15 protein-coding genes and 1 tRNA gene are annotated in these 19,664 nt (G+C 67.4%); 9 read left to right on the forward strand and 7 right to left on the reverse strand.

The features are described 5' to 3' along the window. Positions 1–15 precede the first annotated feature (15 nt). The 6 genes from ACSDHM_RS04235 (at position 16) to ACSDHM_RS04260 (ending at position 8,063) form a co-directional block, all read left to right on the forward strand. Positions 16–963 carry a bifunctional riboflavin kinase/FAD synthetase gene (locus ACSDHM_RS04235; RefSeq protein WP_069139084.1) on the forward strand — a complete coding sequence of 316 codons (948 nt, stop codon included), beginning with the start codon at positions 16–18 and terminating at the stop codon, positions 961–963. Next, a complete protein-coding gene (ileS, locus tag ACSDHM_RS04240) occupies positions 960–3,791 on the forward strand; it encodes an isoleucine--tRNA ligase (RefSeq protein ID WP_227836624.1) in 2,832 nt (943 codons plus the stop codon). Before ACSDHM_RS04235 ends, ileS begins: the two co-directional genes overlap by 4 nt. After that, positions 3,791–4,315, forward strand: a complete 525-nt coding sequence (gene lspA / locus ACSDHM_RS04245; protein WP_005408564.1) for a signal peptidase II — start codon at positions 3,791–3,793, stop codon at positions 4,313–4,315. The genes ileS and lspA overlap by 1 nt, the downstream gene beginning before the upstream one ends. 27 nt (positions 4,316–4,342) lie before the next feature. Next, complete coding sequence (gene ispH / locus ACSDHM_RS04250; RefSeq protein WP_111201649.1) at positions 4,343–5,293, forward strand: 4-hydroxy-3-methylbut-2-enyl diphosphate reductase; 951 nt, start codon at positions 4,343–4,345, stop codon at positions 5,291–5,293. Positions 5,294–5,493: 200 nt separating this feature from the next. Continuing rightward, entirely contained in the window at positions 5,494–7,377 is a 1,884-nt protein-coding gene (locus ACSDHM_RS04255) for a M61 family metallopeptidase (RefSeq protein ID WP_439426682.1), read from the forward strand. Continuing rightward, positions 7,374–8,063, forward strand: coding sequence for a lysoplasmalogenase (locus ACSDHM_RS04260; RefSeq protein ID WP_227836626.1), 690 nt, complete (start codon positions 7,374–7,376; stop codon positions 8,061–8,063). Before ACSDHM_RS04255 ends, ACSDHM_RS04260 begins: the two co-directional genes overlap by 4 nt. 59 nt (positions 8,064–8,122) lie before the next feature. Here the strand turns inward: ACSDHM_RS04260 and ACSDHM_RS04265 are convergent, their stop codons facing one another. From ACSDHM_RS04265 to ACSDHM_RS04285, 5 genes are read right to left on the reverse strand one after another with little or no spacing between them, the layout of a single operon-like run. Next, positions 8,123–8,830, reverse strand: a complete 708-nt coding sequence (locus ACSDHM_RS04265; protein WP_072166914.1) for a hypothetical protein — start codon at positions 8,828–8,830, stop codon at positions 8,123–8,125. Further along, positions 8,827–9,783, reverse strand: coding sequence for a hypothetical protein (locus ACSDHM_RS04270; RefSeq protein ID WP_111007992.1), 957 nt, complete (start codon positions 9,781–9,783; stop codon positions 8,827–8,829). Before ACSDHM_RS04270 ends, ACSDHM_RS04265 begins: the two co-directional genes overlap by 4 nt. Positions 9,784–9,827: 44 nt before the next feature. Next, positions 9,828–12,626 carry a TonB-dependent receptor plug domain-containing protein gene (locus tag ACSDHM_RS04275; RefSeq protein ID WP_188241175.1) on the reverse strand — a complete coding sequence of 933 codons (2,799 nt, stop codon included), beginning with the start codon at positions 12,624–12,626 and terminating at the stop codon, positions 9,828–9,830. Positions 12,627–12,637: 11 nt separating this feature from the next. Beyond that, entirely contained in the window at positions 12,638–13,606 is a 969-nt protein-coding gene (locus tag ACSDHM_RS04280; RefSeq protein WP_072166911.1) for a FecR family protein, read from the reverse strand. Next, on the reverse strand, positions 13,603–14,130 hold the full coding sequence (locus ACSDHM_RS04285) for an RNA polymerase sigma factor (RefSeq protein ID WP_088496450.1): 528 nt from the start codon (positions 14,128–14,130) through the stop codon (positions 13,603–13,605). The genes ACSDHM_RS04280 and ACSDHM_RS04285 overlap by 4 nt, the downstream gene beginning before the upstream one ends. 236 nt (positions 14,131–14,366) lie before the next feature. Between ACSDHM_RS04285 and ACSDHM_RS04290 the strand changes: the two genes are divergently transcribed. From ACSDHM_RS04290 to ACSDHM_RS04300, 3 genes are all read left to right on the forward strand, one after another. After that, entirely contained in the window at positions 14,367–17,240 is a 2,874-nt protein-coding gene (locus ACSDHM_RS04290) for an autotransporter domain-containing protein (protein ID WP_439426683.1), read from the forward strand. Between the two features lie 97 nt (positions 17,241–17,337). Next, positions 17,338–18,342, forward strand: a complete 1,005-nt coding sequence (locus tag ACSDHM_RS04295) for a 2-hydroxyacid dehydrogenase (RefSeq protein WP_439426684.1) — start codon at positions 17,338–17,340, stop codon at positions 18,340–18,342. 50 nt (positions 18,343–18,392) lie between these two features. Further along, positions 18,393–18,468, forward strand: a tRNA-Thr gene (locus tag ACSDHM_RS04300). A 64-nt stretch (positions 18,469–18,532) separates the two neighbouring features. Here ACSDHM_RS04300 and ACSDHM_RS04305 read toward each other — a convergent pair. Next, on the reverse strand, positions 18,533–18,865 hold the full coding sequence (locus ACSDHM_RS04305) for a hypothetical protein (RefSeq protein ID WP_072166894.1): 333 nt from the start codon (positions 18,863–18,865) through the stop codon (positions 18,533–18,535). A gap of 20 nt (positions 18,866–18,885) precedes the next feature. After that, positions 18,886–19,521, reverse strand: a complete 636-nt coding sequence (locus ACSDHM_RS04310) for a GyrI-like domain-containing protein (RefSeq protein ID WP_072166893.1) — start codon at positions 19,519–19,521, stop codon at positions 18,886–18,888. Positions 19,522–19,664: the final 143 nt, after the last annotated feature.

Raw genomic sequence — 19,664 nt, forward strand, 5'->3', positions numbered from 1 at the left:
CCGGAACGAGAGTTGATGAGCAGGCTGTTCAGAAGCGTCGAGGGCGGGGAGCTGTTCCCCAACGGAAGCGTGGTCTGTATCGGTGCATTCGACGGCCTCCACCTGGGCCATCGTGCGCTGGTCCGCCACGCGGTCGCCCGCGCGCGCGCCTTGGGCGTGGCCGCAGTGGCCGTGGCATTCGAACCGCTGCCGCGTGAGTTCTTCGCGCAAGGCACGCCGCCGCCGCGGCTGACCCTGGCGCGCAGCAAGGTCGAGATCCTGCGCGAGCTCGGCGTCGATGCGATCGGCCTGCTGCGTTTCGATGCCGCGATGGCGGCGATGCCGGCCGAGACCTTCGTGCGCCAGTTGCTGGTGCACCGGCTGGGCGCCCGCGAAGTCTGGATCGGGCCGGAGTTCTGCTTCGGCAACCGCCGCCGCGGTGATCTGGCGCTGCTGCAGGAGATGGGCGCCGAATTGGGCTTCAGCGCCGGCGAGATTGAAGCGGTGGACCTGCATGGCGAGCGCATCTCCAGCACCCGCATCCGCCAGCTGCTGCAGGGGGGCGATTTCGCCCGCGCCAACGATCTGCTCGGTCGCCCGTATGCGATCAGCGGGCGCGTGGTGCGCGGTCGCCAGCTTGGCCGTACGCTGGGCTTCCCCACCGCCAACCTGCGCTTCCCGAAGACCCCGGCACTGTCGGGCATCTACGCAACCTGGGTGCACGGCGTGTTCGACCAGCCGTGGCCGTCGGTGTCCAGCTTCGGCACCCGGCCGACAGTGGACGGCGTGGAGCCGCTGCTGGAGGCCCACCTGTTCGATTTCCAGGGCGACCTGTACGGGCGCCACATCGACGTGGAGTTTGTCGCCAAGCTGCGCGACGAAGAGAAATTCAATGATCTGGCGGCACTGACCGACCAGATGCACCGCGACGCCGAACAGGCGCGCGCCCTCCTTTCCGAACATAGATTGCGAGCCACTGCGTGAGCCAGGACTACAAGACCACCCTGAACCTGCCAGCCACCGAATTCCCGATGCGCGGCGACCTGCCCAAGCGCGAGCCGGGCATTCTGGCGCGGTGGGAAGCGCAGGGGCTCTACCAGCAGCTGCGTGACAACGCCGCCGGCCGCCCGCTGTTCGTGCTGCATGACGGCCCGCCGTACGCCAACGGCCGCATCCACCTGGGTCACGCGGTCAACAAGATCCTGAAGGACATCATCGTCAAGTCGCGCTACCTGGCCGGCTTCGATGCGCCCTATGTGCCGGGCTGGGACTGCCATGGCCTGCCGATCGAGATCGCGGTCGAAAAGAAGTGGGGCAAGGTCGGCACCAAGCTCGACGCCGTCGAATTCCGCCAGAAGTGCCGCGAGTTCGCCGAAGAGCAGATCAACATCCAGCGCGTGGACTTCAAGCGCCTGGGCGTGACCGGTGACTGGGACAACCCGTACAAGACCCTGAGCTTCGACTTCGAAGCCAACGAGATCCGTGCGCTGTCCAAGGTCGTGGCCAACGGACACCTGGTGCGCGGCGCCAAGCCGGTGTACTGGTGCTTCGACTGCGGTTCGGCGCTGGCCGAGGCCGAGATCGAGTACCAGGAAAAGGAATCGCCGGCGATCGACGTGGCCTACGCCGCGCGTGACGCGCAGGCCATCGGCCAAGCGTTCGGCGTGGGCGTGCCGGCCGACGTCGAAGTGGCTGTACCGATCTGGACCACCACGCCGTGGACGCTGCCGGCCTCGCTGGCGGTGTCGCTGGGTGCGGAAATCAACTACGTGCTGGCCGAGGGCCCGGCCCACAACGGCAAGCGCCGTTGGCTGGTGCTGGCCGCGGCCCTGGCCGAGCGCGCGCTGCAGCGCTACGGCGTCGAGAGCGTGGTGCTGCACGGTGAAACCACCGGTGCGGCACTGGAGAACCAGCTGCTGGCGCATCCGTTCTATCCGCAGCGCGACATCCCGCTGCTCAACGGCGACCACGTCTCCGACGAGGACGGTACCGGTGCGGTGCACACCGCCCCCGGTCACGGCCAGGAAGACTTCGTGGTCAGCCAGAAGTACGGCCTGCTGGACAAGTACAACGCCGGGCAGGTGACCCCGATCGACGGCCGTGGCGTGTACCTGGAATCGACCCCGCCGGCCGGTGAGGTGGTGCTGGCCGGCCAGCATCTGTGGAAGGCGCAGGAGGCCATCGTCGGCGTGCTGCGCGACAGCGGCGCGCTGCTGGCCTTCCACCCGATCCGCCACAGCTACCCGCATTGCTGGCGCCACAAGACGCCAGTGGTGTTCCGCGCCACCCCGCAGTGGTTCATTTCGATGGACAAGGCCAACCTGCGTAGCGATGCGCTGGCTGCGATCGACACTGTCGGCTGGTTCCCGACCTGGGGCAAGGCGCGCATCCAGAGCATGGTCGACGGTCGCCCGGACTGGACCATCTCGCGCCAGCGCACCTGGGGCGTACCGATCGCACTGTTCACCCATCGCCAGACCGGCGAGATCCACCCGCGCTCGGTGGAGCTGATGCAGCAGGTTGCCGACCGCGTCGAAGCCGAGGGCATCGATGTGTGGTACTCGCTGGACGCCGCCGAGCTGCTCGGCGCCGAAGCGGCCGACTACGAGAAGGTCACCGACATCCTCGACGTCTGGTTCGATTCGGGCGTGACCCATGAAGGCGTGCTCGCCGCGCGTGGCTTCGGCAAGCCGGCCGACCTGTACCTGGAAGGCTCCGACCAGCACCGCGGCTGGTTCCAGTCCTCGCTGCTGACCGGCGTGGCGATCGACAAGCGCGCGCCGTACAAGCAGTGCCTCACCCACGGCTTCACCGTGGACGAGCACGGCCGCAAGATGTCCAAGTCGCTGGGCAACGGCATCGAGCCGCAGGACATCATGAACAAGCTGGGCGCGGACATCCTGCGCCTGTGGATCGCCTCGGCCGACTACAGCAACGAGATGTCGCTGTCGCAGGAAATCCTGAAGCGCAATGCTGACGCCTACCGCCGCCTGCGCAACACCGCACGCTTCCTGCTCGGCAACCTGGACGGTTTCGATCCGGCCCGGCACCTGCAACCGCTCGAGCAGATGGTCGCGCTGGACCGCTGGATCGTGCATCGCGCCTGGGAGCTGCAGGAGAAGATCAAGGCGGCTTACGACGGCTACAACATGGCCGAGATCGTGCAGCTGCTGCTGAACTTCTGCAGCGTGGACCTGGGCTCGCTGTACCTGGACGTGACCAAGGACCGCCTGTACACCATGCCGACCGATTCACACGGTCGCCGTTCGGCGCAGAGCGCGATGTACCACATCGCTGAAGCGTTCACCCGCTGGGTGGCGCCGATCCTGACCTTCACCGCCGACGAGCTGTGGGGTTACCTGCCGGGCGAACATGCCGGCCATGTGCTGTTCACCACCTGGTACGACGGCCTGGCGCCGCTGCCGGCGGAAGCCCAGCTCAACGCCGCCGACTTCGACCAGCTGCTGGCCGTGCGCGAGCAGGTGGCCAAGGTGCTCGAGCCGATGCGCGCCAACGGTGCGATCGGTGCTGCACTGGAGGCGGAGATCACCATCGCTGCCAGCGAAGAGCAGGCCGCGCGCTGGCAGCCGCTGGCCGATGAACTGCGTTTCCTGTTCATCAGTGGCGACGTGCAGGTGCGCCCGGCGACCACCGACGAGGTGTTCGTCAGCGCCCAGCCGACCACCAAGGCCAAGTGCGTGCGCTGCTGGCACCACCGCGCCGACGTCGGCAGCAACGCCGACCATCCGGAACTGTGCGGCCGCTGCGTGAGCAACGTGACCGGCGCCGGCGAAGTGCGGAGCTGGTTCTGATGGCCGCGCCCCGTCCACATCCGAACGCCCTGGTCTGGCTGCTGCTGTCGGCGGCCATCATCGGCCTGGACCAGTGGTCCAAGGCCTGGGTGCTGTCGAGCCTGCCGGAGTTCCAGCCAGTGGTGGTCATCGACGGCTTCTGGAACTGGTACCGCACCTACAACACCGGCGCGGCATTCAGTTTCCTGAGCGACGCCGGTGGTTGGCAGAAGTACTTCTTCACAGCGCTGGCGATCGCCATCAGCGGGCTGATGGCCTGGTGGCTGCGCGGTACCGCCCGCGGCAACTGGAAGGCTGCGGTGCCGTATGCACTGATCATCGGCGGCGCCATCGGCAACGTGATCGACCGCCAGGTGCACGGCCACGTGGTCGATTTCATCCAGTGGTACGTGGGCAGCTACACCTGGCCCTCGTTCAACATCGCCGATTCGGCCATCGTGGTGGGTGCCATCGGCATCGCCCTGTTTGGCCTGTTCGACGGCAAGTCCGCCAAAAAGGCGGATAATGCCAATCCGAAACCGTAAGCCGGCCGCTGCCGGGAGATTGAACTGATGGATGTGCTGCTCGCCAACCCGCGTGGTTTCTGTGCCGGTGTCGATCGTGCGATCGAGATCGTCAAGCGCGCGATCGAAACGCTGGGCGCGCCCATCTACGTCCGCCATGAAGTGGTGCACAACCGCTTCGTGGTCGACGACCTGAAGCAGCGCGGCGCGATCTTCGTCGAGGAGCTCGATGAAGTGCCGGACAACAACACGGTGATCTTCAGCGCGCATGGCGTGTCCCAGGCCGTGCGCCAGGAGGCCGAGCGTCGTGGCCTGAAGGTGTTCGATGCGACCTGCCCGCTGGTGACCAAGGTTCACTTCGAAGTCGCCCGCCACTGCCGTGCCGGCCGTGACGTGGTGCTGATCGGCCATGCCGGTCACCCGGAAGTGGAAGGCACCATGGGCCAGTGGAACCGCGAAGCCGGTACCGGCCAGATCTACCTGGTCGAGGATGTCGAGCAGGTCGCCACGCTGCAGATCAACCAACCGGACAACTTCGCCTACACCACCCAGACGACGCTGTCGGTGGACGATACGCGCGGCATCATCGATGCGCTGCGCGAGCGTTTCCCGGCGATGCAGGGCCCGAAGAACGACGACATCTGCTACGCCACGCAGAACCGCCAGGACGCCGTACGCGATCTGGCCAAGCGCTGCGACCTGGTGCTGGTGGTCGGTTCGCCGAACAGCTCCAACTCCAACCGCTTGAGCGAGCTGGCCCGCCGTGAAGGCGTGGAGTCGTACCTGATCGACGGTGCACACGAGATCGACCCGGCGTGGGTGGTGGGCAAGCAGCACATCGGCGTGACCGCCGGCGCCTCGGCGCCGCAGGTACTGGTCGATGGCGTGCTGGCACGCCTGGCCGAGCTGGGTGCCACCGGCGTGGGCGAGCTGGACGGCGAGCCGGAATCGATGGTGTTCGCGCTGCCGAAGGAACTGCGGCTGCGGTTGGTCGACTGACCGGGAAGCGCGTCATCCACGCATGGCGTGGATCTACCGAAACCGCTCTGGTGGGTGCGAACCAGCACAAGGTGGGTGCGAACCTTGGTTCGCACGCCTTTGGCATGCACTGATGGGCGCACCGCCCATGACCTTTGGCCATGGGGCAGGGCACCGCACAGGCCTAGCATCGGAGGATTCTCCGCTGCTGGAAGTTGCCGATGAAGACTCGTGCCCTGGTGATGTCCGTGCTGTTCGCGCTGGCGGCCACGCCCGCGCTGGCGCAGGCCTCGCCGCCGGGGGATGCCGCAGCCGCCGGCCTGCTGCGCATCGATGTCGACGCGCGTGACCTGGCCCGGCGCATCTTCAAGGTGACCGCCACCGTACCGGTCAAACCCGGTCCGATGACCCTGCTGTACCCGCAGTGGATTCCCGGCAACCATTCGCCCACCGGCCCGATCGACAAGCTGGCCGGCCTGCGCGTGACCGCCAACGGCAAGCCGTTGGCCTGGCAGCGCGACCAGTACAACGTCTATGCGTTCAAGGTGGACGTGCCCGAGGGCGTCAGCGAGATCGTCGCCCACTTCGATTTCCTGTCCTCGCAGGGGGGCAGCCAGGGGCGGGTGGTGATGACCCCGGAGATGCTCAACCTGCAGTGGAATGCCAACTCGCTGTATCCGGCCGGCGTCGATGCACGCGACCTGCAGGCGCAGGCCAGCGTGACCCTGCCCAAGGGCTGGTCGTTTGCCACTGCGCTGGAAACCGCGCGACGCGACGGCGATACCGTGGTGTTCAAGCCGATCTCGTATGACCATCTGGTCGATTCGCCGTTGTTTGCCGGCGAGCACTACCAGCGCATCGATCTCGATCCGGGTGCAAAGGTGCCGGTGCACCTCAATGTGTTTGCCGACGAGGCCAAGTCGCTGAAGCCGAGCGAGGCACAGATCACCCTGCACCGCGCGCTGGTGCAGCAGGCCGACAAGCTCTACGGTGCGCGTCACTACAACCACTATGAATTCCTGCTGGCGTTGACCGACCGTCTTGGTGGCATCGGCCTGGAGCATCACCGTTCCAGCGAGAACAGCGCCGACCCGGGTTACTTCACCGAGTGGGACGACAACGCCTGGATGCGCGATCTGCTGCCGCACGAGTACACCCATTCCTGGAACGGCAAGTACCGCCGTGGCGCTGACCTGGCCACCGCCAACTTCAACACGCCGATGGGCGACAGCCTGCTGTGGGTGTACGAAGGCCAGACCCAGTTCTGGGGGCAGGTGTTGGCGGCACGCTCTGGGCTGTGGTCGGTCGCGCAGGCACGCGACATGCTGGCCAATGTGGCCGCGACCTATGATCGCGGCCGCCCGGGCCTGGCCTGGCGGCCGTTGCAGGACACCACCAACGACCCGACCATCGCCCAGCGCCGGACGTTGCCGTACCGCAACTACCAGATGAGCGAAGACTATTACTCCGGTGGCCAGATGCTGTGGCTGGAAGTGGAGGGCAAGCTGCGCGCGCTGAGCGGCAACCGTCGCAGCCTGGATGACTTCGCGCGTGCGTTCTTCGGCGTCGGCAACGGCGACTGGGACGTCAACCCGTACACCTTCGACGACGTGGTGGCGACCTTGAACGGCATCGCGCCCTACGACTGGGCGACGTTCCTGCGCGGGCGCCTGGACGGCCACGGTTCGTTGACCGGGGGGCTGGAACTGGCGGGCTGGAAGCTGGTCTACCGCGATACCCCGAACGACGCCTACAAGGCACAGGAGAAACGCGCCAAGGCGGCGTTGCTGGCGTACTCGCTGGGCGCGACCGTGCTCGACAGCGGCACGGTCGGTGACGTGATCTGGGACAGCGCGGCCTTCAACGCCGGTCTTGCACCCGGCATGAAGGTGATCGCGGTCGGCGGGCGCGAGTACAGCAGCCAGCGCTTGAAGGATGCGGTGGCGACAGCGGCCAAGGACAAGGCGCCGATCGTGCTGCTGGTGAAGCAGTTCGACCGCATCGAGACGATGAACATCGACTACCACGGTGGCCTGCAGTATCCGGTGCTGGAGCGCATTGCCGGCAAGCCTGATCGCCTTGCGGAGCTGTGGAAGGCGCGATGACAGCGCGCGTGCGCGACGTCGGGATCCTTCTGATGGCGGTCCTCGCCATCATCGGCGCGTTCCTGCACGGTGACGGGCGCTGGCTGCATTGGCTGGCGAAGCCGGCGACCACGCTGCTGATCGCTGCCATCGCGTGGCGGGTGCGTGATCCTGCGCAGCCGTCCTACCGGCGCGCGGTGCTGGCCGGCATGCTGCTGTCGTGCATGGGTGACATCGCGCTGATGCTGCCGATGGACGCATTCGTACCGGGGCTGGTAGCGTTCCTGCTGGCGCACCTCTGCTACATCGTGGCCTTCCGTGAGGGCCTGCGTGCCGGGCGTGGCCTGCTCGCCGCCAGCGTCCTGCTCGGCGCGTTCGCTGTACTCAATGTGCTTGGGCTGTGGCCGCACCTGCCTGCACCGATGCGTATGCCGGTGCTGGCGTACGTGATGGTGCTGGCCTCGATGGCGGTGTTGGCCTTGGCACGGCAATGGCGCCGGCCACAGCCCGCTGCCGTGGAAGCCAGCAGTGCACGCTGGGCTGCCGTCGGTGCGCTGCTGTTCGTCGCCAGCGATTCGCTGCTGGCCTGGGACCGCTTCGCCGGCGGCCTGCCACTGGCCAGCCTGCTGGTGCTGTCCACCTACTACGGCGCACAGTACGCCATCGCCCGCTCGGTGAAACAGCAAAAAGGGGACGGAGGGGATTAAGTCGCAGACGGCACCAAGGCGTAAACGACTTAATCCCCTCCGTCCCCTTTTTGCGTTGACTATCGTCGGTTCGCGTTGCCGGAACGGCCCTGTGCGTCGAACGAGAGTCGTGCGGACTGGCGATCGCCGGCGACCTCGTCCGGCAGCCACACCAGCCTGCCACCCTTGCGCACGATCACATAGACGTGGCCGACGTCACCCGGCGTGGCCATCAGCGCGTTGCGCTGCGCCTGCAGCGCCTGGGCGACGCGTGGCACCGCCTCGAAATCGATGTTGGCCAGCGCCGTGCTGCTGCGGCGCAGGGTGATGGTGGGCGCGAAGCGCTGCGGATCGACCGGGTCGCCCTTGCGCCACTGGCCGTGCTCGAAGTGGTAGCTGTCCACGTGCGTAGGTTGCTGCGGATCGACCAGGTCCAGATTGATGCGGCCATCATCGTAGAAGTGGATGCTGTGGAACACCATCAACCGGTGCCCGGCCAGGGCTGGCATCTGTTCCAGTGCCTGGCGGGCGGCCAGCAGGTAGTCCGCATCGAACAAGCGGTTGCTGCGTTCGGGCATCGGCATCGGCCGCGGTTCGGGAATCGGTGCGAGCGAAGCAGGCCGCTCGCGCGGTGGAGGCGTGGTGATCGGCGTGGTTGCGCGGTCATCCTGCACCGAATGACCCATCGTTTCGGCAAGGGTCTGCAGTGCCCCGCCGGCAACGGCGACGCCGGCCAGCAACAGCAGCACCATCGAAAATACCAGTCGCGTCGAGGGGGGCTGCTTCATACACCCTCCAGGCGAACGTTGCCGCGATCTTCCGGGTCGTACAGCAGCGTGACCTGCTCGCGTGGAAGGTTGGCCAGCTCGATCAACGGGATGAAGCGGCGCACGCTCACCTGCTGTATGCCACCTTCGCGGTCGGTGTACTCCAGCTGGAACTCCACCTGCGGCTGCTCGTTGAGGTAGGTGCCGGTCTGGCGCAGCTTCAGCACCTTCGCATCCACGCCGATGCCGCGGTACTTCAGCGCGTCTCCGCGTGCATCGGCATGCAGCACGCGCCCCAGGACGCGCAGGCCCAGGGCGTAGCCGCACAACACCAGCGGGCACACCAGCAGTGGGTGGCCGAAGGACAGGAACGTCCAGCCCAGGCCCTCGCTCTGCAGCCGATAGGCGAGCACGTAGGCGCTGGCAACCACGACGATGCCGATGACCGCGCCGGCGCCGCGGCGCCAGAGGCTGGCGACATCCAGTTCGGGCTGGGCACCGTCCAGCACCACATTGGGGAACGCACCCGGCATCCGGCTCAGGCGAACCTCGATGCGCTGGCCGGCCACGAAACGCTGCAGCTGCGGTTTGCTGTCCACCACCAGCATCTGCTCGTTGATCGGCGTGCCGGACAGGTTCTGGAAGCCCAGTTGCAGCTTCCACTGCGCGAAGCCGCGCACGTGCACGCCGGTCTGCTCGGCCTGTTCGATCAACGCCTCACGTGGCTCACCGTCGGCCAGGATGGTGCGCACCCGATGCAGCGCGCGCGGTGGGCCCAGCAGCAGGTAGTGCAGGAAGGCGAGCAGCAACGCGAGCCACAGGGCCAGCGACAGCGCGAGCAGCAGCAGGGCCAGCCATGGCGCGCTGCGGTCGGCCAGTGGCACCGGCCACGACGTGCCGAAGTAGAGGATGCAGGGGAAGGGCAACGCGAAGAACAGCAGGAACGCGCCCCAGAACCAGAGATAGGCCTTCATGGGGTGGTGGGGACCGATGGAACAGGGCGCGTAGGGTACTACGCTCAGCGGATCTGCAGGGTCAGCAGGAAGTAGCGGCCGAGTGGATCGTCCAGCCCCGGCATCTGGCCGCCATTGCCGACCAGGTAGTTCACCGGTTGCGTGTCGAGCACGTTGTGCACGTCCAGCGCGGCGACCACGCGCGGCCCCAGCCGCCTTGCCAGATGCAGGTTCCAGCGCAGCTGCCGCGGATTCATGCAATGGTTCTGCTCGCGCTGTTCTTCCGGGCACTCCGCACCGGGCAGCCAGGCACGCGTGCGTCCCACCTGGTTGCCGCGCAGGGCGATGTCCCAGTTGCTGTTCTGCCACTGCACATTGAGCACGGCGGCCATTGCTGGCGTGACATGGCCACGCAGGTCCACCGTCGCTTCGTGGCCACGCTCGCGGCGCAGTTCCTGCTGTTTCAATGCATCGACGGAGAACAGCCACTGGCCGGTGCTGCCGGTGTCGATGTGGTACTCCCCGCGCAGAACAAGGTTGCGCGACGTGGTGCGGCCGATGTTGTCGAAGGACAGGCGCAGGTTGTACAGGCGTCCATCCTCGTCCAGCTCCCAGGTGCTGCGGTTCCACACCGCATCGGCCGGTTGCAGGGCCAGGATTTCATTGCGCAGTTCGACGATGTTGTGGGTCAGCGACAGTGAAAACGCATCGGTCGGTGTCCAGGTCGCACCCAGGGAATGACTGCGCGACCGCTCCGCTTTCAGCGCATCGTTCTCCACCACGTCCACGGTTACGCTGCAGCGTCCGTTGCCGTTGCTCTGCGCGCAGTCGGGCAGTGCACTGGAGGCGGGTAGTTCGATCGCGCTGAAATAGCCCGGCGGCCGCCGTTGCTCGAACAGGCTGGGGGCCCGGTAGCCGCGCCCGGTGGCAAGCAGGAATGACCACTGCGGTGTCGGGCTCCAGCGTACGCCCACGCGGGGCGAGAAAGCCTGGTAACCGCCATCGCGGTCCCAGCGTGCTGCCAGGTCCATACGCAGCGTGCGCGCCAATGGCAGGCCGAGTTCGGCGTAGGCACCGCCACTGCGGCGTGACAGGTGGCGTTGTTCCTGTGGCAGGCCCAGCGCCAGGTCGCCCTGGCTCAGCAGCGCGTCGGGATGCGACGTCCAGCGTTCCTGGCGCAGGTCGATGCCGGTGGCCACTTGTGCAGCACCGCCGGCCAATGGCATCAACTCGCGCTGCATGCCCCACCAGCCCTGCCACTGCTCGGTGCGCCCGCGGTTGCGGATCGACGGGAACAACTGCGCGGCGGTCTCTGCCGGCAATGAGGTGAAGCCGGGCAGGAAATCCAGCGTCTCGGCCGCGCGCAGCAGTGGTTGGGCGCGCACGGTGCCGGACGTCGTCAGAGTGACATCGCTGCGCTGTGCGCTGATGCCGGCATCCCAGCTGCGGCGGCCCTGGTCGTGGCCGATGCCGAAGGTGACGTCGGCATCGGTGGCACGTACATGCGGACGCACGTTGCCGGCTTCGCGCAGCACGCTGTTGAAGGTGAACCCATAAAGTCCGATGGCTACGGCGGTCGGGCCGAGGTCGAAGCGCTGCCGGTTGTGGCTGGCCCGCGCCTCGGCGTAGGCATAGCGACCCTCGCCGCGCTCATGCCGATAGCGCAGGTAGGCCGAGGCGGTGTCCGAGGCCGGTTGCAGCGAACGCGGGCGTGCGCTGTCGAACCAGCAGGCACCATCGCGCCGTTTCAATGGCCCTTCGCAGCGCGTTGCCGGCCAGTAGCGTCCATCGCGGAACGCGCCGATCAGGTACTGCGAGGTTTCCGCATGCCATTCGCGGCGATCGCCGGCCACGTGGCCGATGCGATGCAGGTCGATGCCAGCGAACCAGCGGTCCCCTCCGTCGCGCACGCCACCGGTGGCCGCCTGCAGGCGATACTGGCCGGCGTCGCCGCGCCCGCTCAGGCCGGTCTGCAGCATGGCTTCAGGGCCATCGGCCTGGTCACGCAGGATGATGTTGACCACGCCGGACATCGCGTCGGCACCATAGATGGCCGACGCACCGCCACGCACCAGTTCGATGCGCTCGACGAAGCTGAGCGGGATGCCCCCCAGGTCGGTGAGTCCGCCCTGTTCCAGCGACACCATCGGATAGCGTGGCAGGCGCCGGCCATTGACCAGGAACAAGGTCGCACGCGGTCCCATGCCGTCCAGGCTGGTGGTGGTGGCCGCACCCACCGGCAGGTACTGCGAATCGCCACTGCGCGAGGTGCTCATTGCCGGGTGGCCGTTCATGCCCGGCAAGTGCCGCAGCAGGTCGAACAGGCTGCCGTAACCGCTGCGCAGGATGTCATCGCGGTCGATGATGGTCACCGGCAGCGTGGTCTGCACGGAGGTGCGCGGCAGCCGGCTGCCGGTGACATGGATCGGCGCCAGCTCGACCTGCGGTGGCGTCTCGGGCACCCTGCCCGGCGACGGTGCCGCGGGCATCGCACGCGTCGCGACCGGCGGGGGCGATGGCGGTGCTGGCCGGGTGCGGCGGACGACGAATCCGCCGGCAGGCGTGCGCAGGATGGTCACCGGCATGCCGGCGACCAGTTCCTTCAGGGCCGCGGCCGCATCGCGTTGGCCATGGGTGCCGGCCGTACGCAGGCCATCCAGTTCACGCGCATCGAACAGCAGGGCGATGCCACTCTGGCGCGCCCATTGCTGCAGGGCAGGTGCGAGCGGGCCTGAACCCACATCGACCTCCAGGGTGCCGGCCTGTTCGGCTGCATCGGCAGAGGGCAGCGCGGCAAAGCTCAGCGCGAAGCAGAACAGGGTGCGGAGCAGCCCCTCCCGCAGCGCGCCCGGTACTGCCTTCACTGCAGGCCTCCTCAGTACGTGCGGCGCAGTTCCAGCGCGCCATCCGGTCGCGTCTGGCCAGCCACCGACCAGCCCAGTTCCAGCGCCGACAGCAGTTCCTGCGCATCGCCGGCACGGAAGGTGCCACTCACGGCCAGGCTGGCGATCTCGGGATCGGCGATCACCAGCGGCGTGCGACCGTAGCGGTTCATGCGCTCGACCACGATCGACAGCGGCGTGGCATCGAACACCAGCTGCCCTTGCAGCCAGCCTTCGGCAGCGGCATTGGACGACAGCGCCGGGCCGGGCTGGAAGCGGCCCGAGGGCAGCACCTGCAGCTGCTGGCCGGGTGCCAGGGTGTGCTGGGCCCCGCCATTGCTGACTTCCACCGCACCTTCCAGTAGCGCGACTTCGACCAGGCCGTCGTTCAGGCGCTCCACCTGGAAGGTGGTGCCGATGTCGCGGATGGTGCTGTCGCCGGCGCGCAGCTGCAGCGCCTTGCTCGACGGTGCGACCTGCAGCTGCAGGCGGCCCCGTTCCAGCACCAGGTTGCGATGGCGCCAACCGAATCGGGCGTGCAGCGTGGTGCCCGCATCCAGCGTGGCCACGCTGCCATCGGCCAGCGTCTGCTGCCGGGGCTGGTGGGAATCGTTGGCATAGCGCAGCGCTGTGGGGTTGCCGTCGATGGCGACCATCCAGCCGATCCCGATGGCCAGGCAGACGCCTGCGGCGGCGGCCACTGCCGGCAGCCAGCGACGCTGCGCCGGCCGTGCCGCACGTGCTGCGGCGGTGCGCAGCCACGGGTCGGCGGCCAGTTCTTCGCCCCGCTGGAACAGGGTCTCGGCCTGGATCCAGGCGCTGACATGGGCCGGGTCCTCGGCCAGCCAGTCCTCGAACGCCTCGCGCTCGCCCGCCGTGCAGTCCGGAGCCTCCAGCCGCGCCACCCAGGCGCTGGCGCGTTCAAACAGCAGGGTGTCTTCCCTGGGTCTGGCGTGACTCATCCGTTGTCCCTGTCGTTGTGCAGCGGATCCGATCCGAGTTCCTGGCGCAGGCCCTGCAGGGCGCGGGCGATATGTTTTTCCACGGTCTTGGCGGTGATTCCACAGTGCCGCGCGATCTGCGTATAGCTCATGCCGGTGATCCGGTTGAGCAGGTACACCTCGCGCGCGCGCTCGGGCAGCTTGAACAGGGCCTGCCGCAGCAGGGACAGCATCTGCCCGGACTCGGCCTGGCGCAATGGATCGGGCGACGTGCTGGAGGGCTCGTCGCCGCCATCGTGTTCGGCGAGGGACAGGTGTGGCCGCGACTGCGACGAGCGGCCGCGGTCTGCCAGGCGGTTGCGGGCGATACGATACAGCAGCAACCGCAGCTCGTCGGCACTGTGCGCGCGATAGCGGATCAGCCGCTCCATGCAGTCCTGCGCGATGTCCTCGGCATCCTCCGGCCCAACGCCGCGCGTGCGCAGGAAAGCGCACAACGGCGCGCGCTCTTCCCGTACGAACGCAATGAACGCGTCCGCCGGCACGGACAGGTCCGGCGCGCGATGGATCAGAGGAGAGGGGGCGGACAGGGCTGGCCTCGGGCGTCGGTGGCGGGTGCGTCTTCGAGTTTTACGCGACGATGACCGGATGGGGAAGAGTGTGCATGGCCCCTGATTCCATTGTGAATGCATTCATGTTTCGGGGCCTGGTGCGCTGGGGGAGTTTGCGCCGCCCGGACGTTGAACTCCTGACCCGTGTGTTGCGGGTGGAGAGAGAACACATGAAGCATTCGAAGTTGAGCCTGGCCTTGGCCGGGCTGATGGGCATCTCCGCCATGGCGGCGGTTGATGACCTCATGGCAATGAATTATCACGTGCGGGACGATCGCGTCTTCCTCAGCGGCGGCGTCACCGTTGCCGATGTGGTGGCGCTGCCCGCGCTGCTGGCCAAGGCACAGGCTGAAGGCCGTCCGATCCGCGAGGTCGTGCTGCGCACATCCAATGGTGGCGCGCTGATCGCCGGCGAGTGGCTGCAGGCGGTGATCCGCACCCAGGGCCTGGACACCATCGTGTCCGGCCACTGCATCTCGTCCTGCTCGATCATGCAGTCCGGTGGCGTCAACCGTTACCTCGGCGGCGATCTGCCACTGGTCGACTCGGTGCAGATCCATGCCGCCAGCAGTGGCGGCAAGATCACCTATGCGCCGTCAGCGCGCATGACCCAGATCTACACAGGCAACTACGGCGGCGGGATGGATGCGGGCCTGTTGCACAAGGCGCTGTATGAAGTGGTTCAACCCAATGGCCTGCTGGTATTCCGCGACCCGGCGCGCACCACGGGTACGTCGGTCACCTTCGATCCGGATGGCAGCGGCAGCAAGCTGGAGTCGTTCCCGGGCCAGGACATCCGCGGCAACAACATCATCAACACGGCAGGCTATCGCGATCCGGGCGACACCCTGCATGTCACCAGCAACGTCAGCGGCGACATCAACCCGGGCTACCTGCGCACCGCGCGCCAGCTGCAGGCCTTCGTCGACGACGATTTCGCGCGCTGGAACACCGACTGGGCCAGCACCTACATCAACTACGCGGTGAGCCTGTACAACGTCTCCACGCGGGGGCCGAACGGCATCGGCACGCAGTCGCTGCAGCAGCTGCTCGCCGATCCCGACCTCCAGGAAGAGCTGCGCGGCCAGTTGCGGCTGGCCGATCTGGATGCGTCCACCCTGGGCAGTTCGGCGGGCGTGATCCGTGTCAGCAACGGCGCCACCTGGCGCACCGCCGAAACCACCGGCGCCGATTTCATTCTGGTGGACAACGGCACCATCGCACTGGAGGGTGGTGCGCTGCGCACCCCCGAACTGCGGGTGATGCCGGGCAGCATCGTGGTCGGCCACGGTGATATCGCATCGGTCGGCACCGACAGCGATGCGTTGCTGGATGGCACCGGCCCGTCCTACCGCGAAGACGGCTTCAACCGCCTGCGCGTGTTCGGCACGCTGATGCCGCGTGGTGGTGATCTGGTGACCCACGGCTACGTCAACATCATGCCCGGCGGGCAGGTGCTGTTCGACGTTACCGAAACCGGTGGTACCGGCAGTGGCCGCCTGCGCGTGGGCAGCTTCTACGATGGCGGCTCCGAGGAGGGCGCGCTGGTGATCGCGCAGGGCGCACACCTGGCGTTGAACGTCGCCCAGGGCTTCTATGCCGGCACCTACCGTCGCGACCTGGTGGAAGGACCGATCTACCAGGGGGGCTTCCAGGATGCCGTGCGGCTGGGCGATGCCGGTTACAGCGCCAGCATCACGGCCGGTGAAGTGTTCCGCCCGCGCCACAATTCGCTGCTCAGCTTCAACGTCAACCAGACCGCCGATGGCCTGTGGTTGACCGCCAATCCAGGCTTCGATCAGCTGGGCCTGTTCACCAATGGCACCTCCGGCGACGGCCTGGGGCGCGCGCTGGCCGCTGCATCGGACCGCCAGGACAGCGGCCTGAAGTCGTTGCTCGGCGCGCTGCAGTTCGCTGACCGTGATGTGATCGCACAGCAGGCTGGCGCCTTGCGCGGTGATGCGCACGCCAGCCTGCGACTGGCCGATAATGCACTGATCGGCCGCATCGGCAACGTCGTGCAGCAGCACCAGGCAGCGATGCGTAGTGGCGGCGATGCCGATGGCCTGGCCTCGCAGGCGGCGCAGTCGGTCTCGGCGCAGCCGGGCATGCGCCATGGCAGCCTGTTCAATCAGCTGGCCATGCATCTGGTCGAGCCGGCGGGCGACGCTGCTGGCGACAGCCGGGTGGCGGGGCGCAGCCATGGCCTGTGGGCACGCGGTTTCGCCAGCCATGGCCGCATCGATGCCGACGGCGGCGTGGCCGGCCTGAGCCATAACATCGGCGGCATCGTGGTCGGTGCCGACACCCGCGTGGCCGATGACCGCGTGACCCTCGGCGTGAGCGTGGCCGCCGCCGACATGTCGACCAAGGCCAGCGACGGCTCCGGCTTCAGTGGCGACGTACGCGCGCTGGATGTGGGCGGCTACCTGGATGCGACCTATTCGCGGGGCTACCTGTCGGCGGCCGTGCGCTACACCGACCTGCGGCATGACACCCGCCGCGGTGTCGGCGGCATTGATGGGCTGCAGCAGCCTCTGCGCGCGAAGTACAGCAACGATGCGATCTCCGCACGTGTTGAACATGCGTTCTCGTTCACCACCGGCAATGGCCTGGTGATCCAGCCGCTGCTGCCGGTGGTGGACTACGCGCGCACTTCGGCCACCCGCTTCAACGAGGGGCAGGGCGCCGGTGCGCTGGTTGGCCGCAGTGGCAGCCTGGAGAGCATTCGTGTGGGTGCGGGCCTGCAGCTGTTCAAGACCTTCGAAGGCAACAACGGCGAGCGCATCACCCCGCGCGCGCGCGTGGTCTGGCAGAAGGAGCTGGGTGACGCCCAGGCCCGCTACAGCACCGGCTTCGCCGCAGCTCCGGACCTGCTGTTCGGTGCCAGCAGCCAAGCCGTGGGTGAGCAGGTGCTGGCCTGGAATCTGGGCGTGACCAGCCGTGCCAGCGAGCGCCTGTCGATCATGGCCGACTACGTGGGCGAACGCCGCGATGGGCAGATCCAGAACGGCGTGATGCTGGGCCTGGGCTACCGGTTCTAAAGGGCACTCGGCCCCGGCGATATCCGTATCGCCGGGGCCATCCCATCAGGGCAGGTGCTGCGGTATGGTCGGCAGGGAATTCCCGCCAGGCCCGTCCATGCAGATCGCCGTTTTCAGTGCCCGCCCCTACGATCGTCGCTTCCTCGACGAGGCCAACCAGCGCGATGCGGCCGGGCAGGGCTTTGCATTCGTGTACTTCGATGCCGCGCTGGACGTGCATACCGCAGCGCTGGCACAAGACTGCGCCGCCGTCTGCGTGTTCGTCAACGATCGCCTGGACGCGCCGGTTCTGCACGCGTTGCATGCGCTGGGCGTACGCGCCATCCTGCTGCGCTGCGCCGGCTTCAACAATGTGGACCTGGCCACCGCGAAAGCGCTGGAGCTGTTCGTCGCACGGGTGCCGGCCTATTCCCCCGAAGCCGTGGCCGAGCACGCGCTGGCGCTGGTGATGACGCTCAACCGGCAGACCCATCGCGCCTACAATCGCGTGCGCGAGGGCAACTTCATGCTCGATGGCCTGCTCGGCCGCACCCTGCATGGGCGCACGGTCGGCATCGTCGGCACCGGCAAGATCGGCCTGGCTACCGCGCGCATCTTCCGCGGCATGGGCTGCACCGTGCTGGGGCATGACCCGTATCCATCGCCGGCCTTCGCCGGCGTGGGCGACATGGTTGGGCTGGATGAACTGCTGGCGCGCGCCGATATCGTGTCGCTGCATTGCCCGCTGACGCCCGATACCCAGCACCTGATCAACGACGCCTCGCTGGCGCGGATGAAGACCGGCGCGATGCTGGTCAACACCTCGCGCGGCGGGCTGGTCGATACCCATGCGGTGATCCGCGCGCTGAAGTCGCGGCGGCTGGGTCACCTGGCCATCGACGTCTACGAGCAGGAAAGCGCGCTGTTCTTCCAGGACCTCTCCGGCGAGATCATCGACGACGAAGTCTTCCAGCGCCTGATGACCTTCCCCAACGTGCTGGTGACCGGCCACCAGGGCTTCTTCACCGTAGAGGCGCTGCAGGAGATATCGGCAATCACGCTGGGGAACCTGCGGGATTTCGCCGAGGGGCGGGTGTGTGCGAACCGAGTGGAGGCGGGCTGAGCCAGATGGATTGACCGTCGGGGCGCGCAGCCCGTAAAATCGCGTGCTCCGCCGGAATAGCTCAGTTGGTAGAGCGGCGCATTCGTAATGCGTAGGTCGCAGGTTCGACTCCTGTTTCCGGCACCAGTTGTAGAAAAGCCCCGGCCTTTGGTCGGGGCTTTTTGTTTGGCCGATTAGCGGCGCGACGCCATCAACGCCGCGTCATACCCGCATCCTTCGCCAGCCACCACGCCAGCTGCCGGAGATAACCACCTGCTGCTCCCGCCGATGCGCCGATCATCAGGCGTGCAAGCACTCTGATCCCGCGCGCGGCCCGCTCCCGCACCCGAGGCAGTACCGCCACCACCTGCGCACCCAGCAACAGCATCAGCACGTCCAGCCCCAGCGCATCCACCACCGGCAGCAACGGCAGCAGATCCGGATTGCAGGCCAGCACGATCACCAGCGCAGCACCCAGCACGGCCATCAGGCGGCGCCCGGCGGGCACGGTGGTCCAGTGCAGCAGTCGGCTGATCAGGCGCATGGCATTCCTTGTGCCTTGTGTCATCTGCGGGAATCCTCATCAGGCCCGATCGGCCGCACCGGCTGCCGCAGCACGGTTTTCAACCGCGCCGCCGCGGTCCTGCGTGGGTCGCTGAGGTAGATCTCATGATGGGGCCCGGCAAAGGTGTATCCCAGTGCGGGCATCACTTCGTCATGCAGCTGCGCCAGGATGGGGCCTTCGTCGTCGTAGGCGCCCACGTGCAAGGTCTGCAGGCTGGGGCCCTCGGCAAGGAGTTCATGGCGAAGGCTGGGCGGAGCCTCTCCCAGCTTCGTGCGCGCCTTGCTGATCGCGGACTGCCACTGTGCAGGGCCGATGCCCTCGGGCGTGCGGATCATTACGGTCCAGGCCCACTCATCCTTGCGCCGCGCGGCGAAGCTGGCCGGGTCCTCGGCGCTCCACAGCGCTTCCAGCGGTGGCACCACGTAGTCGCGCCCTTCGGCCTTCAGCGCGAACTTCAGTGCATAGCTCACCGAATACAGCCACTGCACGGCCTGCAGGTAGGCGGGGGCCGTGTTCGGGTCGCCGCGACCATCGACCATCACGTAGGGCAGGGGCGGTACGTCCACGGTCACGAACCGGCCCATCGGGGCCTGATAGAGCGCCCGGTCGCGCTTCCTGAAGTCGATCTTGTCCACGGGCCTTCCTCCTGCGCCGAGCATCCCACGCCAGGCACCTGCCAGCACGCCTGAACAGGTTCAGATGACTTTGCCGAACGAGGGCGGAGCGCCGGCCACCACTCGATGCTAGGATGCCGCCCCCGGCTGTTTTGCCCGCCGCG

It is taken from the genome of Stenotrophomonas sp. T8 (genome assembly GCF_051853085.1).
In the GTDB taxonomy this organism is placed as follows: Bacteria; Pseudomonadota; Gammaproteobacteria; order Xanthomonadales; family Xanthomonadaceae; genus Stenotrophomonas; species Stenotrophomonas sepilia.

Excerpts from the sequence above, each read along its gene's own strand:
- ACSDHM_RS04305 (WP_072166894.1), bottom strand. The coding sequence starts at position 18,865 with ATGCGCCTGATCAGCCGACTGCTGCACTGGACCACCGTGCCCGCCGGG.
- ACSDHM_RS04255 (WP_439426682.1), top strand. The coding sequence starts at position 5,494 with ATGAAGACTCGTGCCCTGGTGATGTCCGTGCTGTTCGCGCTGGCGGCC.
- ACSDHM_RS04270 (WP_111007992.1), bottom strand. The coding sequence starts at position 9,783 with ATGAAGGCCTATCTCTGGTTCTGGGGCGCGTTCCTGCTGTTCTTCGCG.
- ACSDHM_RS04265 (WP_072166914.1), bottom strand. The coding sequence starts at position 8,830 with ATGAAGCAGCCCCCCTCGACGCGACTGGTATTTTCGATGGTGCTGCTG.
- ACSDHM_RS04290 (WP_439426683.1), top strand. The coding sequence starts at position 14,367 with ATGAAGCATTCGAAGTTGAGCCTGGCCTTGGCCGGGCTGATGGGCATC.
- ACSDHM_RS04295 (WP_439426684.1), top strand. The coding sequence starts at position 17,338 with ATGCAGATCGCCGTTTTCAGTGCCCGCCCCTACGATCGTCGCTTCCTC.
- lspA (WP_005408564.1), top strand. The coding sequence starts at position 3,791 with ATGGCCGCGCCCCGTCCACATCCGAACGCCCTGGTCTGGCTGCTGCTG.
- ACSDHM_RS04235 (WP_069139084.1), top strand. The coding sequence starts at position 16 with ATGAGCAGGCTGTTCAGAAGCGTCGAGGGCGGGGAGCTGTTCCCCAAC.
- ispH (WP_111201649.1), top strand. The coding sequence starts at position 4,343 with ATGGATGTGCTGCTCGCCAACCCGCGTGGTTTCTGTGCCGGTGTCGAT.
- ACSDHM_RS04260 (WP_227836626.1), top strand. The coding sequence starts at position 7,374 with ATGACAGCGCGCGTGCGCGACGTCGGGATCCTTCTGATGGCGGTCCTC.
- ACSDHM_RS04280 (WP_072166911.1), bottom strand. The coding sequence starts at position 13,606 with ATGAGTCACGCCAGACCCAGGGAAGACACCCTGCTGTTTGAACGCGCC.